At 53.4% G+C, this 13,611-nt stretch carries 13 protein-coding genes, 1 pseudogene and 1 riboswitch; of the genes and pseudogenes, 9 read left to right on the top strand and 5 right to left on the bottom strand.

Features of this window, described 5'->3' with window-relative positions; genetic code table 11:
* The first annotated feature begins 6 nt into the window (after positions 1–6).
* Both hldE and yjeH read left to right on the top strand, forming a co-directional pair.
* A complete protein-coding gene (hldE, locus tag GE278_18350) occupies positions 7–1,434 on the top strand; it encodes a bifunctional D-glycero-beta-D-manno-heptose-7-phosphate kinase/D-glycero-beta-D-manno-heptose 1-phosphate adenylyltransferase HldE (GenBank protein ID QLK62600.1) in 1,428 nt (475 codons plus the stop codon).
* A gap of 96 nt (positions 1,435–1,530) precedes the next feature.
* Entirely contained in the window at positions 1,531–2,781 is a 1,251-nt protein-coding gene (yjeH, locus tag GE278_18345) for an L-methionine/branched-chain amino acid transporter (protein QLK62599.1), read from the top strand.
* A gap of 69 nt (positions 2,782–2,850) precedes the next feature.
* On the opposite strand, the gene GE278_18340 is transcribed toward yjeH, so the two are convergent.
* Positions 2,851–3,123, bottom strand: a complete 273-nt coding sequence (locus GE278_18340) for an accessory factor UbiK family protein (protein ID QLK62598.1) — start codon at positions 3,121–3,123, stop codon at positions 2,851–2,853.
* Positions 3,124–3,255: 132 nt separating this feature from the next.
* Positions 3,256–3,431, top strand: a riboswitch (FMN riboswitch).
* Positions 3,432–3,564: 133 nt separating this feature from the next.
* Here GE278_18340 and ribB point away from each other — a divergent pair.
* Positions 3,565–4,218 (top strand): 3,4-dihydroxy-2-butanone-4-phosphate synthase, encoded by a 654-nt coding sequence (gene ribB, locus GE278_18335; protein QLK62597.1) that lies wholly within the window; start codon positions 3,565–3,567, stop codon positions 4,216–4,218.
* A gap of 14 nt (positions 4,219–4,232) precedes the next feature.
* On the opposite strand, the pseudogene GE278_18330 reads toward ribB, so the two are convergent.
* Positions 4,233–4,466: pseudogene (locus GE278_18330) on the bottom strand (ABC transporter ATP-binding protein).
* Position 4,467: 1 nt separating this feature from the next.
* Between GE278_18330 and ygiD the strand changes: the two are divergent.
* Positions 4,468–5,256, top strand: coding sequence for a 4,5-DOPA dioxygenase extradiol (gene ygiD / locus GE278_18325; protein ID QLK63339.1), 789 nt, complete (start codon positions 4,468–4,470; stop codon positions 5,254–5,256).
* Between the two features lie 51 nt (positions 5,257–5,307).
* Here the strand turns inward: ygiD and GE278_18320 are convergent, their stop codons facing one another.
* The 3 genes from GE278_18320 to tolC form a co-directional block, all read right to left on the bottom strand.
* A complete protein-coding gene (locus tag GE278_18320) occupies positions 5,308–6,468 on the bottom strand; it encodes a hypothetical protein (GenBank protein ID QLK62596.1) in 1,161 nt (386 codons plus the stop codon).
* 7 nt (positions 6,469–6,475) lie between these two features.
* The gene (locus tag GE278_18315; GenBank protein ID QLK62595.1) at positions 6,476–7,144 is read right to left on the bottom strand and encodes a DUF1190 family protein; all 669 of its coding nucleotides are present in this window, start codon (positions 7,142–7,144) and stop codon (positions 6,476–6,478) included.
* A 196-nt stretch (positions 7,145–7,340) separates the two neighbouring features.
* Entirely contained in the window at positions 7,341–8,834 is a 1,494-nt protein-coding gene (tolC, locus tag GE278_18310) for an outer membrane channel protein TolC (GenBank protein ID QLK62594.1), read from the bottom strand.
* A gap of 233 nt (positions 8,835–9,067) precedes the next feature.
* On the opposite strand from tolC, the gene GE278_18305 reads away from it, so the two are divergent.
* From GE278_18305 to parE, 5 genes are all read left to right on the top strand, one after another.
* Positions 9,068–9,703, top strand: a complete 636-nt coding sequence (locus tag GE278_18305) for an ADP-ribose diphosphatase (GenBank protein ID QLK62593.1) — start codon at positions 9,068–9,070, stop codon at positions 9,701–9,703.
* The gene (locus tag GE278_18300) at positions 9,700–10,125 is read left to right on the top strand and encodes a DUF1249 family protein (protein ID QLK62592.1); all 426 of its coding nucleotides are present in this window, start codon (positions 9,700–9,702) and stop codon (positions 10,123–10,125) included. Before GE278_18305 ends, GE278_18300 begins: the two co-directional genes overlap by 4 nt.
* Before the next feature lie 27 nt (positions 10,126–10,152).
* Positions 10,153–10,983 carry a 3',5'-cyclic-AMP phosphodiesterase gene (gene cpdA, locus GE278_18295; GenBank protein QLK62591.1) on the top strand — a complete coding sequence of 277 codons (831 nt, stop codon included), beginning with the start codon at positions 10,153–10,155 and terminating at the stop codon, positions 10,981–10,983.
* Positions 10,980–11,561 (top strand): esterase YqiA, encoded by a 582-nt coding sequence (gene yqiA, locus GE278_18290; GenBank protein QLK62590.1) that lies wholly within the window; start codon positions 10,980–10,982, stop codon positions 11,559–11,561. The genes cpdA and yqiA overlap by 4 nt, the downstream gene beginning before the upstream one ends.
* Positions 11,562–11,678: 117 nt before the next feature.
* Positions 11,679–13,574, top strand: coding sequence for a DNA topoisomerase IV subunit B (gene parE / locus GE278_18285; GenBank protein QLK62589.1), 1,896 nt, complete (start codon positions 11,679–11,681; stop codon positions 13,572–13,574).
* The last annotated feature ends 37 nt before the right edge of the window (positions 13,575–13,611 follow it).

The raw sequence follows: 13,611 nt of genomic DNA, 5'->3' as shown, positions 1-13,611 counted from the left end.
CTTGGGATGAAAGTGACTTTGCCTGATTTTCGCCGTGCCGGTGTGCTGGTGGTCGGTGATGTAATGTTAGACCGCTACTGGTATGGCCCGACCAACCGAATTTCGCCGGAAGCACCGGTACCGGTCGTGAAGGTCAATACCATCGAAGAACGTCCTGGCGGCGCGGCTAACGTGGCGATGAATATTTCGTCCCTCGGTGCTTCTTCCCGTCTGATCGGCCTGACCGGCGTGGACGATGCAGCGCGCGCATTGAGCGAGCGTCTGGCTGAAGTGAAGGTTCACTGCGATTTCGTGGCGTTGCCGACGCATCCGACCATCACTAAATTGCGTATTTTGTCGCGCAACCAGCAGCTGATCCGCCTCGACTTCGAAGAAGGTTTTGAAGGCGTCGATCTGCAACCGATGCTGACCAAAATCGAGCAGGCCCTGCCGGAAAGTGGTGCGCTGGTGCTGTCAGATTACGCCAAGGGCGCGCTGACCGAAGTGCAGAAAATGATCCAGCTGGCCCGTAAAGCGGGCGTTCCCGTTCTTGTCGATCCAAAAGGCTCAGACTTTGAGCGTTATCGCGGTGCGACATTGCTGACGCCTAACTTGTCAGAATTTGAAGCCGTAGTCGGGCGATGTAAGAATGAAGAAGAACTGGTCGCGCGCGGTATGCAGCTTATTGCTGATTTTGAACTGTCGGCGCTGCTGGTGACCCGTTCAGAACACGGTATGACGCTGTTGCAGCCGGGTAAAGAACCGCTGCATCTGCCGACGCAGGCGCAGGAAGTCTATGACGTGACCGGTGCCGGTGACACGGTCATTGGTACACTGGCGGCTGCGCTGGCGGCAGGGAATACGCTGGAAGAATCCTGCTTCCTGGCCAATGCCGCCGCAGGTGTGGTGGTCGGTAAGCTCGGCACCTCCACCGTGTCTCCGGTCGAACTGGAAAACGCCATCGGTGGCCGTTCGGACGTCGGTTTTGGCGTAATGACGGAAGAGCAGTTAAAAGCGGCTGTGGCAATGGCGCGTCAGCGCGGCGAAAAAGTGGTGATGACCAACGGCATCTTCGACATTCTGCACGCCGGACATGTTTCTTATCTGGCGAACGCCCGTAAACTCGGCGATCGTCTGATTGTTGCAGTAAACAGCGATGCGTCCACCAAACGTCTGAAAGGCGAAACTCGCCCGGTCAATGCGCTGCAAAACCGCATGATCGTATTGGGCGCATTAGGCGCTGTAGACTGGGTAGTGTCATTTGAAGAAGATACCCCGCAGCGCCTGATCGCCGGGATCTTGCCGGATCTGCTGGTCAAAGGCGGCGACTACAAACCAGAGCAAATCGCCGGTTGTGATGAAGTATGGGCTAACGGCGGTGAAGTGCGCGTGCTGAACTTTGAAGACGGGTTATCTACCACTAAGATCATCAACCAAATCAAAGCGCAGGACTGATCTGCTCCTCCACGCATTGACCGAAGGGCTTATCTGATAAGCCCTTTTTCTTTATCGCAATATAAATTCAGAACCCAAAACGGAAGTGACTCAGTTGTGAGCGGATTAAAACAGGAATTAAGTCTGGCGCAGGGCGTCGGTTTGCTTTCCACCTCATTACTCGGTACCGGTGTGTTCGCGGTGCCTGCGCTGGCAGCGCAGTTGGCGCAGAACGACAGCCTGTGGGCATGGCCGGTGCTTATCTTGCTGGTGTTTCCGATTGCCATCGGCTTTGCCGCACTCGGGCGACATTTCCCCAGTGCGGGCGGGGCTGCGCATTTTGTGGGCAAAGCCTTCGGACCGCATATGGCGCGCGTTACCGGCTGGTTGTTTTTATCGGTGATCCCGGTCGGTTTGCCTGCCGCGTTGCATATTGCCGCGGGTTTCTGGCAGGCGGCATTTGGCTGGAGCAGCGAAAATTTGCTGCTGGTTCAGCTTGGTACGCTTTTCGTGATCTGGTTCCTTGGCACCCGCAGCGCGGGGTCGAGCGCCAATATTCAGACACTGATTGCGGCGCTGGTGATTGCTCTGGTTATCGCCATCTGGTGGAAAGGTCAAATTACGCTGTCGGAAATTCCGTTGCCCGCCGTTCGAGATATCTCGCCATCAAACCTGTTTGATGCGCTGGCCGTGATGTTCTGGTGCTTTGTCGGACTGGAAGCCTTCGCGCATCTGGCGACAGAATTTCGCAACCCGGAACGAGATTTTCCGCGTGCCTTACTTATCGGTATGCTGGTGGCGGGCGCTGTTTACTGGGGTTGTACCGTGGCGGTGTTGAAATTCCATGCGTGGGGCGATGGGCAGGAAGCGGGGGCGTCATTGCCGGGCATCGTGGTGCAGCTTTTCGGACAAAAAGCGCTATGGGTGGCGTGCATTATTGGCTATCTGGCGTGCTTTGCCAGCGTGAATATTTACACCCAAAGCTTCGCAAGGCTTGTGTGGTCGCAGGCGCAACTTAAGCCGCAGAGCAAACTGGCGCAGCTCTCGGCGCAACACGTTCCGGTAGCCGCATTAAATCTGGTGGTCGGCTGCTGCGTACTGTTCACGCTGCTGATTTACTGGCTGCATCTGCCGCTTGGCGCGCTCATCACTTACGCCAACGGTATCTTCATTCTGATCTATCTGCTGTGCATGCTCGCCGGGGCAAGGATCCTCAAAGGTCGTTCAACGTGGATGGCGAGGTTTGGCGCGGTATTATGCTGCGGATTACTGGCGATGGTGGGCTGGAAAGCGGCGTATGCGCTGATTGTGTTCGCCGGGCTTTGGCTGCTTTTACCGCGTGCTAAAACAGTGCTTCATGCGCGATAAACTGTCTGAGGGCGAGATATAAAAAAGGCCTGCTGAGCAGGCCTTTATGGTTTCTGACCAGGGAGAAAATCAGACCGGCTCTTGTGGTTTTTCGGCTTCGCTCAGTTTACCTTCCAGTGCGGCCAGACGTTGTTCCAGCACGGCCAGCTTTTCGCGGGTGCGCAGTAAAACCTGGGTCTGCACGTCAAACTCTTCGCGATTGACTAAATCCATGCGGCTGAACTGTGCCTGCAATACCTGACGGATTTTCTTCTCGGCATCTTCACCAAATTCGCGGATCCCTTTCGGCATAGACTCGTGAACCTGGCGGGCAATTTGTTCAATTTTTTTCGGGTCAATCATGTTATTTCCTTTTCTCGAAGGAGGTGCTTTTGCTTAGTGTAATCGCTGATGACGTTTCTATAAACCTTCCGGGGCACTAATTGGCCAAACCGCAGGATTGCTCTGGTCATTTATTGGCGTTATAGTTGATTTGCTTATTCTCAGGGCGGGGTGAAAGTCCCCACCGGCGGTAAACCACAGAATATCGGAAGGATCATAATCCCTTCCACGTGGAAGCCCGCGAGCGCTCAGTCCTTCGGGATTAGAGGTCAGCAGATCCGGTGTAATTCCGGGGCCGACGGTTAAAGTCCGGATGGGAGAGAGTAACGATTCAAGCCGGGCAAAATTTGTCCGCTGCGTTATTTTTTATAACTGTAGCACGCCATCAGGCCGCTGCAGCTAGCCTCCTCAAGACGCCCTGATTCTGGTAATCCACATACAGAACATGAGGTTATTTTTACCATGAATCAGACCCTACTTTCCGAATTCGGTACACCTGCTGAACGTGTTGAGCGTGCTATTGACGCCATTCGTAACGGCGTGGGTGTGATGGTGCTGGATGACGAAGATCGTGAAAACGAAGGCGATTTAATCTTTGCCGCCGAAAACATGACAGTTGCACAAATGGCGCTGACCATTCGCCACGGCAGCGGCATCGTGTGTCTCACCATGAACGAAGACAGCCGTAAAAAGCTCGATCTGCCCATGATGGTGGAGAACAACTCCAGCCAGTTCCAGACGCCTTTCACCGTGACCATTGAAGCGGCTGAAGGCGTCACCACCGGCGTGTCTGCCGCTGACCGCATCACCACCATCCGCACCGCTATCAAAGACGGCGCGAAACCTTCTGACCTGAGCCGTCCTGGGCATATCTTCCCGCTGCGCGCACAAGCGGGCGGCGTGCTGACCCGTGGTGGTCATACCGAAGCGTCCATCGATCTGGTGACGCTGGCCGGTCTTAAACCCTTCGGTGTGTTGTGTGAACTGACCAATGACGACGGCAGCATGGCACATGCGCCAGAGGCCATCATCTTTGCGAAACAACACAATATGCCAGTGGTGACCATTGCTGATCTGGTGGAATATCGCCAGGCGCAGACCCGTCAGGCAAGCTGACTGACAGGTTGTACTCAACAGAAAAGGTCGCTTATGCGGCCTTTTTGCTTTTTATTGCTGATTTTTGTCTGAACGTTTCTGATTAAGAAAATCAGTGTTCACCACCTTCGTTTTTTTCCTTCAAATTTATTGAATATCTCCTTCATGGTTATCCGGCTGTAACCGTCGATGAAAAAGAGTACCGTATTTTCATTACGCGGCAGCCTGCATGTAGCGCCGCTCACTTTCATTTGCGGTAAGGAATTCATGATGACCACTCAACGTATGCCCGCACTTTTCCTGGGACACGGCAGCCCGATGAACGTGCTGGAAGACAATATTTACACCCGTGCCTGGCATACGCTGGGCGAAGCATTACCGCGGCCAAAAGCCATTCTGGCAGTGTCAGCCCACTGGTTTACCCGTGGCACGGCGGTGACGGCGATGGAAAACCCGCGCACCATTCATGACTTCGGCGGTTTTCCGCAGGCGTTGTTCGACAAACGCTATCCGGCACCGGGTTCGCCCGCGCTGGCAAAACGCGTACAGGAGTTGCTCAGCCCGGTGAATGTGCTGGCGGATACCAGCGAGTGGGGGTTTGACCACGGAACCTGGGGAGTGCTGATCAAAATGTATCCCGACGCCGATATACCGGTTGTCCAGCTGAGCATTGACGGTACACAGCCGCCGGAGTATCACTTTGAACTCGGCAGAAAACTGGCCGCCCTGCGTGACGAAGGCGTGATGATTGTCGCCAGTGGCAACGTGGTCCATAACCTGCGGATGGTGAAATGGGATGGCAACGGCGAACCTTATCCCTGGGCGATTGCTTTCGAAAAGTATGTGAAAGATAACCTGAGCTGGAAGGGTGACGTGAAGGAGCATCCTCTGGTGAACTTTATGGATCACGAAGGCGGCGCGTTATCGAATCCGTCACCGGATCACTATCTTCCGCTCTTGTACGTGCTGGGTGCGTGGGATGGCGTTGAGCCAGTGACTCAGCCGACCGACGGGCTGGTGATGGGATCGCTATCGATGCTTTCAGTACAGGTGGGTTAAATCGGAAAATAAAAAGGATAATGATTTTTTCATTATCCTTTCTTACGAGCTTTAGCCGACGATCGTGTGCGGATAAAAACGTGAAAGATCCTGCGTGATCAGCGCTTTGTCTTCGCGGATGCCGATGCCGCAAGGTTGATCGTTTACCAGCCAGCTGCCGATCAATACATAGCTGCCGTCAAAGACGGGAAGCGGATGGAACTGCTGCACAATCATGCCTTCTGCGCCGTACGGGCCTTCCACGCTCGCCACTTCCTGACCTTTCTCGATAACCTTTATGTTTGCGCCCTCGCGGGAGAACAAAGGTTTTACCACGTAATGCTCAAGTTCCGGGTGTGCATCATCTGCGAAGTACGCCGGTAACAGATTAGGATGGTTCGGGAACATTTCCCACAGTAAAGGCAATAAAGCTTTATTTGAAAGAATGGCTTTCCACGCCGGTTCCAGCCAGCGTACACCGGCATCTTCCAGCTTGGTGGCGAAGATTTCGCGGAACATAAACTCCCACGGATACAACTTGAACAGGTTAGAAATTACCTGATCCTGAGGATCGGTAAACTGGCCGCGCTCGCCCAGACCGATCTCTTCGATATACAGAAACTCGCTGGCCAGCTCAGCTTCCAGTGCGCAGTCCTGCAAATATTGCACCGTACCGCGATCTTCTTCGGTGTCCTGACAACAGGCGATGTGCAACAGCGAAAAGCCGTGCTGGTTTTTTAGTTCGGCAAAACGCTCGATGAGCTTTTCCTGCAAACTGTTGTACTGATCAGCATCCTGCGGCAGGTTACCGGCCGCAATTTGGTCTTCCAGCCACAGCCATTGGAAGAATGCCGCTTCGTACAATGACGTCGGCGTATCGGCATTATTTTCCAACAGCTTGGGCGGATTTACACCGTCGTAGGCGAGGTCCAGGCGCGAATACAAAGAAGGCTGCTGCGTGCGCCAGGAACTGCGCACGAATTCCCAGACATGTTTAGGGATCTGGAATTTGGCCATCAGTGCATCGTCGCCCACCACGCGTTCAACCACTTTTAAACACATCTGATGGATGTCGGCGGTAGCGTCTTCGATCTCTTCGATTTGTGCCAGCGTGAACTGATAATACGCATCTTCACACCAGTAGGGCTCTCCATACATGGTGTGAAAATTGAAGCCAAACTCCGTGGCTTTTTCGCGCCAGTCCGGGCGCTCGGTAATCGGTAAACGTTTCATGTGTATCTTAGCCACCCATGCTGCGACCAGCGCTGCGCGGAGCGGCAGTGGAACTGCGCTGCATAGACGTCTGTTTCGCTACGCTTTCGCCAAAGCCGCCACGGGTGATGGTTTTGGTAACAGCCGGTTTCGGCGCCATTGCCGTTTTCGGTACGTTCATGGTACGGCCACCCGCAGTTGCTGGACCGTAGTTTTTACCTGTCGCATCGACGAATTTGCCGTTCGCCGGGCTGGCCGGATTTTTAGAGCTGAAAAGTGGCTGCTGCGCGTAACCGCCGCCGCTCATCATACGGCCCATCATGTAACCTGCCATCAGCGGCATCCACATGCTGCCGCTGCTCTGGCCTTCGGCGGAAGCCACACCGGACTGCGCTGGCGTCTGGGTACACTGCCCTTCGCCGAATTCGGCAATACAGTCTTCGCGTGAGGCGTATTTCGGCGCGGTTTTTTCGGCATCTTTCTTCGCTGCATCATAGGCTGCGACGCATTGCGCACTGCCGGACGGATTCGCTTTAGAGCAGTCGTCCGCATTCTGATACAAAGACACCGTTTCATCGGTTTTCTCACAGCCTGACAGCATGAATACAGCGCCGACAGCCAGTGCGACAGGTGTGATGCGAGCGCTACGCCATGTTTTACGGAAGGTAGCGAGGTTGACGTGTTGTGTCCGTTTCATCGTTCTGATCCCATATACAGGGCTTTATCGCCCTTTCCCAGTAGGGCTTAAGGATAGGGGAAACAAGGTGATTGTTAAAGCAGCGCACGCCAATTGTTACCAGACTTTACAGAGGGACGTGACGGAGGCAAAAAAAAGCAGCCTTTTCAGGCTGCCTCAGGGATTTATGCTCAACAAAAAATGCGACTTTTCAGGATCAGTTCTGGAAAGGATTGCCGCTTTTTTTGGTGGTATTGGTGGTAGTCGTTGCGCTTGCTCTTTCAGTGCGTGGCGCAGTTGCCTGCGTGCCGTTACTGTTATAGCCGTCAGCCGCTGCATCCTGGTTTGGTGTTTCAGGCGCAACCTGATCAGGTGCCGTCGGAACCGGTTTGCCCAGTGCACCATTCAGTGCCAACAGATCACTTTCATTCAGTGTACCCAGCGCTGATTTAATGTTCAGCTGGTTAATCAGGTAGGTATAACGCGCGCTGGAAAGTTGTTGTTTGGCGTTGTACAGCGTGGTGGTCGCATCCAGCACATCAACGATAGTACGGGTACCAACCTGGTAACCGGCTTCCATCGCATCCAACGAACTTTGCGCAGAGACAACGGCTTGTTTATACGCGTTGATACTGCTGATGGACGCAGAAATGTTGTTGAAGGAAGAACGTACGGTTTGAACCACGCTACGATGCGCGCTTTCAAGCTGCTCGCTGGCACCTACGAAGTTATACTGAGCCTGTTTGACCTGGGAAGTGACAGAGCCGCCGCTGTACAGTGGCAGGGAGAAACTCAGGCCAATTTTGTTCTGACCTGCATCGGCATCCTGATAGCTGGATGCGCCGCCGGTTTTATCACCGTTGTACTTGGTGTTGCTGATGCCGGTAGAGGCAGTCAGATCCACGGTCGGCATATGGCCGGTTTCAGCATAACGGATTTGTTCACGCGCTAAATCTTGTGACAGACGCGCAGACAGTAAGCTCAGGTTACGGCTTTCTGCTTCTTTCAACAGCGTGGCGACCGGTTGCGGACGCGTGGTGTTGAAGTTGTCGACGTTCAGGGAAGACAGCTGCGGATAATACGTACCGGTCACCTGACGCAGGGATTCCAGTGCGTTATCCAGGTTATTACGCGCAGTTACTTCATTCGCCAGCACGGTATCGTATTGTGAGCGAGCGTTCTGTACGTCAGTGATGGCCACCAGGCCCACGTTAAAACGCTGCGTGGTTTGATCTAACTGACGGTAAATAGCCTGTTTCTGCGCTTCGGTATAGGAGAGTGAATCGATTGCACTCAATACATTAAAATAAGCTGTTGCAGAATTAAGGATCAAAGACTGTTGATCCGTCTGATAAGACACGTCCTGAATACCTGCGGTTTTTTCCTGCAGTGTCAGGGCGCGCCATTTTGACATATCAAAAAGGGTCTGCGTTAATTGCAGGCTGGCGCTGCCAACATTGCTGTTTACGCCATTTGCATCGCGGTAGCCATTGGTATAACCATAATCCGCACCCAATCCAAGTTGCGGTAATAAAGGACTGCGGCTTTCGTTAATTTTTTCGAATGCGGCATCCCGGTCAGCAGCTGATTTGCGCAGGTCCGGGTTACTCGTCCTGGCTTGCTGATAGACCTGCATCAGGTTTTCGGCCTGGCTTATCGTACTAAAGCCGCCCAGGCTGAGTCCGATGAGAAGGGGGAGCAGTTTCTTCATTTGCATTCCTTGTTGTGCAGCAATGTTGTTATGTATGGTGACGCAGTCAAATACTCTAATAGACGCGGATTCTAGCAGAGTCAGGCTAAAGGGGCGGTTGGCTTAACGTGCCTTCCCAACTGAATGAGCCTAAATCTATCACAAACAACCTTGATTATTATTAACGCATTTTCATCAAATTGACCTCAAAAGGCGATAATTTACCTTTATGAGGTATTAAAGGAGAACGCTCCATGTCTTCATTCAACGATTCACCGGTAAGTTTCGGCAAAGATGATGTAGAAATTATTGCACGTGAGTCACGATATAAAGGTTTTTTTTCTATTATTGCATATCGGTTTCGCCATCGTTTGTTTAATGGGGAAATGAGTGGTGAGGTGGTGCGTGAGGTTTTTGAACGCGGGCATGCCGCCGTGTTATTACCTTATGATCCTATGCGCGATGAGGTGGTGTTGATCGAACAGATCCGCATCCCATGTATTGATTCCAGTGATACCCCATGGCTTCTGGAGATGGTCGCCGGTATCATTGAAGAGGGCGAAACGGTAGAAGAAGTCGCCCGCCGCGAAGCGCTGGAAGAGGCGAACATTGTGGTGAAACGTTGCAAACCGGTGCTCAATTATCTCGCCAGCCCCGGCGGAACCAGCGAACGTCTCTCCATTATGGTCGGTGAAGTCGACGCTACCACGGCAGAAGGAATTCACGGTCTGGAAGCAGAGAATGAAGACATCCGGGTACACGTTGTGAGCCGCGAGCAGGCTTACCGCTGGGTGGAAGAAGGAGCGATAGACAATGCGGCGTCAGTGATTGCTCTGCAATGGCTGCAACTGCACTATGAATCCCTGAGAAAAGAGTGGGCCAACGAATGATTAAGCGCTATACCCCTGATTTCCCTGAAATGATGAGATTGTGCGAAACTAATTTCGCGCAATTGCGCCGTTTAATGCCGCGCACAGATGAGCCTGGCGAAACAGTGACATATCAGGTGAGTAGCGCCACGTATCGCCTGACGATCCTCGAATCGACGCGCTATACGTCCCTGGTAGAAATAAAACAGACTGCGCCTGCGGTCAGTTACTGGAGTTTGCCGTCGTTGACGGTCAGGCTCTATCATGATGCGATGGTGGCGGAAGTGTGTGCAAGTCAGCAGATCTTTCGCTTTAAAGCACGCTATGATTATCCTAATAAAAAGTTGCATCAGCGTGATGAAAAGCATCAAATTAACCAGTTCCTTGCGGACTGGCTGCGTTATTGCCTTGCGCACGGAGCGATGGCAATTCCGGTTTGTTAGACAGACTTCAACAACAAAGGAAACGATTTGGAAAGCCTGTTTAAACTGCCTTTGGTAAATGGGGCCAAAGTCAGAGTTCTACAGATTACAGATACCCATCTTTTTGCCGGTGAAGATGAAACGTTGTTGGGCGTGAATACGTTTAACAGCTTTCGCGCCGTGCTGGACGCTATCAAGGCGCAGCAGCGCGAAGTCGACATCATCGCAGCGACAGGGGATTTGGCTCAGGATCAGTCGGTGGCGGCATACCATCAGTTTTGCCGTGGCATCAGCGAACTGCCCTCTCCTTGTGTCTGGCTTCCCGGAAATCATGATTTCCAGCCAGCGATGTTTGAAACCCTGCACGACGCCGGGATCAACCCGTCGAAGCACGTACTGCTTGGCGAGCACTGGCAAATCATTCTTCTCGATACGCAAGTATTTGGCGTGCCGCACGGTGAGCTGAGTGAGTATCAGTTGGAGTGGATGGAGCGCTGCCTGAAGGCCTATCCGGATCGCTACACTTTGCTGATGTTGCATCATCATCCGCTGCCGTCGGGTTGTACCTGGCTCGATCAGCACAGTCTGCGTAATGCGCACATGCTGGCGAACACGCTCGTTAACTACCCCAAAGTGAATACGCTGCTGTGTGGCCACATTCATCAGGAACTGGATCTCGACTGGTATGGCCGTCGCCTTTACGCCACGCCGTCAACCTGTGTTCAGTTCAAACCGCACTGCACCAATTTCACCATTGATACCGTTGCGCCGGGTTGGCGTTATCTGGATTTATATCCTGATGGCCGCGTGGAAACGCAGGTATTCCGTCTCGAATCCACTGAGTTTCACCCGGATACGGAATCGGACGGCTACGAATGAACACCCTATTGTACCTGCACGGATTCAACAGTTCCCCGAACTCGGCCAAAGCAACATTACTGAAAACCTGGCTGGCGGAACATCATCCGCGTATTGATATGGTGATCCCACAGTTACCGCCGTATCCGTCCGAGGCTGCTGAGCTGCTTGAAACGCTGGTTATCCAAAATGCCGGTAAGAAACTGGGCATTGTCGGCTCCTCGTTGGGCGGGTATTACGCGACGTGGTTATCACAGTGTTTTGCCGTACCGGCGGTGGTCGTGAACCCGGCGGTCAAGCCTTATGAGCTGCTTATCGACTTTCTCGGGCAAAACGAGAACCCCTACACCGGCCAGCAATATGTGTTAGAGTCACGCCACGTTTACGATCTGAAAGTGATGCAGATCGAACCGCTGGAGTCACCGGATTTACTCTGGTTATTACAGCAAACGGGCGATGAAATTCTCGATTACCGTCAGGCTGTGGCATATTACACCACCTGTCGTCAGACGGTTGAACCCGAGGGAAATCATGCATTTGTCGGCTTTGAACGCTATTTTTCGCCGATTGTCGATTTCCTCGAACTGGCCGCAGACTAACATCGCAGGGTGACGTTTTTCCCCGGATGTAGAGCGTCTGCGTGCTGCCAGTGCTTTTCCTCCCGCCCACATACTGTATCGTTAGCCCACAAACCTATGAGCCACGAATAATCAACGATGAGCCAATCTACTTATAACGCGGATTCCATAGAGGTCCTCAGCGGACTTGAACCGGTGCGCCGCCGTCCGGGCATGTACACCGATACCACCCGGCCAAACCACCTCGGCCAGGAAGTGATTGATAACAGCGTGGATGAGGCATTAGCCGGCCACGCCAAACGTATCGAAGTCATTCTGCACGAAGACCAGTCTCTCGAAGTCATCGATGATGGCCGTGGTATGCCGGTGGATATCCACGCAGAAGAGGGCGTGCCCGCTGTCGAACTGATTTTCTGCCGTCTGCACGCGGGGGGTAAATTCTCCAACAAAAACTACCAGTTCTCCGGCGGCCTGCACGGCGTGGGGATTTCGGTGGTAAACGCCTTATCCAAACGCGTCGAAGTGGCGGTAAAACGCGGCGGCGAAGTGTATGAGATGGCGTTTGAAAACGGCGATAAAGTTGAAGATCTGCACGTTACCGGCACCTGCGGCAAACGCAACACCGGCACCAGCGTTCATTTCTGGCCAGACGTCAGTTTCTTCGATAGCCCGCGTTTTTCGGTCAGCCGCCTCAGCCATTTGCTGAAAGCCAAAGCCGTACTGTGTCCGGGCGCTGAAATCATTTTTAAAGACAAGGTAAACAACACTGAACAGCGCTGGTGTTATGAAGACGGGCTGACCGACTACCTGATGGAGGCGGTCAACGGCCTCATCACCTTGCCGGAAAAAGCTTTTGTCGGTGCGTTTGCCGGTGATATCGAAGCGGTAGACTGGGCGCTGCTGTGGCTGCCGGAAGGCGGTGAACTGCTGACAGAAAGCTATGTCAACCTGATCCCAACCATGCAGGGCGGTACGCACGTCAACGGTCTGCGTCAGGGATTGCTGGATGCAATGCGCGAGTTCTGCGAATTCCGCAACATTCTGCCGCGCGGCGTGAAACTTTCAGCGGAAGATATCTGGGAGCGCTGCGCTTATGTGCTCTCGGTGAAAATGCAGGATCCGCAATTTGCCGGTCAGACCAAAGAGCGTCTCTCTTCCCGTCAGTGCGCGGCGTTCGTCTCCGGCGTGGTGAAAGATGCTTTCAGCCTGTGGCTGAACCAGAACGTCCATGCGGCAGAACAGCTGGCTGAGCTCTGCATTTCCAGCGCTCAGCGCCGTTTGCGCGCCGCCAAAAAAGTGGTGCGTAAGAAGCTGACCAGCGGCCCTGCGCTGCCGGGGAAACTGGCGGACTGTACGTCGCAAGACTTGAACATGACTGAACTTTTCCTGGTGGAAGGGGATTCCGCAGGCGGCTCTGCCAAACAGGCGCGCGATCGTGAATATCAGGCGATCATGCCACTTAAAGGTAAGATCCTGAACACGTGGGAAGTCTCTTCAGACGAAGTATTGGCGTCGCAGGAAGTGCACGACATTTCCGTGGCGATCGGTATCGATCCAGACAGCGAAGACCTGACGCAGCTGCGTTATGGCAAAGTCTGTATTCTTGCGGATGCGGACTCCGACGGCTTACACATCGCCACGCTGCTGTGCGCGCTGTTTGTCCGCCACTTCCGATCCCTGGTGCGCGGTGGCCACGTTTATGTTGCGATGCCGCCTCTTTACCGTATCGATCTGGGCAAAGAAGTGTTCTATGCGCTGGACGAGCAGGAAAAAGATGGCGTACTGGATCAGCTGAAACGCAAGAAAGGTAAGCCGAACGTTCAGCGCTTTAAAGGGCTGGGTGAGATGAACCCATTGCAGCTGCGCGAAACCACGCTTGATCCGAATACCCGTCGTCTGGTTCAGCTGACCATCGATGAGAACGATATCGACCAGACGCTGAGCATGATGGATATGCTGCTGGCGAAGAAACGGTCTGAAGATCGCCGTAACTGGTTACAGGAAAAGGGCGATACCGCCGAACTGGACGTCTGATCCCCCTCAGGCTGTGCCATAAAAAAATGCCGGACGC

The organism is Enterobacteriaceae bacterium Kacie_13 (genome assembly GCA_013457415.1).
Classification (GTDB): Bacteria; Pseudomonadota; Gammaproteobacteria; order Enterobacterales; family Enterobacteriaceae; genus Rahnella.
The sequence above is the reverse complement of the archived record's forward strand: the minus strand, read 5'-3'. Positions and strand labels throughout refer to the sequence as shown.

What these genes read in the sequence shown, in the direction of transcription:
- GE278_18340 (QLK62598.1), bottom strand. Translation starts at nt 3,123, where the DNA reads ATGATTGACCCGAAAAAAATTGAACAAATTGCCCGCCAGGTTCACGAG.
- ribB (QLK62597.1), top strand. Translation starts at nt 3,565, where the DNA reads ATGAATCAGACCCTACTTTCCGAATTCGGTACACCTGCTGAACGTGTT.
- yqiA (QLK62590.1), top strand. Translation starts at nt 10,980, where the DNA reads ATGAACACCCTATTGTACCTGCACGGATTCAACAGTTCCCCGAACTCG.
- GE278_18305 (QLK62593.1), top strand. Translation starts at nt 9,068, where the DNA reads ATGTCTTCATTCAACGATTCACCGGTAAGTTTCGGCAAAGATGATGTA.
- tolC (QLK62594.1), bottom strand. Translation starts at nt 8,834, where the DNA reads ATGAAGAAACTGCTCCCCCTTCTCATCGGACTCAGCCTGGGCGGCTTT.
- parE (QLK62589.1), top strand. Translation starts at nt 11,679, where the DNA reads ATGAGCCAATCTACTTATAACGCGGATTCCATAGAGGTCCTCAGCGGA.
- ygiD (QLK63339.1), top strand. Translation starts at nt 4,468, where the DNA reads ATGACCACTCAACGTATGCCCGCACTTTTCCTGGGACACGGCAGCCCG.
- GE278_18315 (QLK62595.1), bottom strand. Translation starts at nt 7,144, where the DNA reads ATGAAACGGACACAACACGTCAACCTCGCTACCTTCCGTAAAACATGG.
- hldE (QLK62600.1), top strand. Translation starts at nt 7, where the DNA reads ATGAAAGTGACTTTGCCTGATTTTCGCCGTGCCGGTGTGCTGGTGGTC.
- GE278_18320 (QLK62596.1), bottom strand. Translation starts at nt 6,468, where the DNA reads ATGAAACGTTTACCGATTACCGAGCGCCCGGACTGGCGCGAAAAAGCC.
- GE278_18300 (QLK62592.1), top strand. Translation starts at nt 9,700, where the DNA reads ATGATTAAGCGCTATACCCCTGATTTCCCTGAAATGATGAGATTGTGC.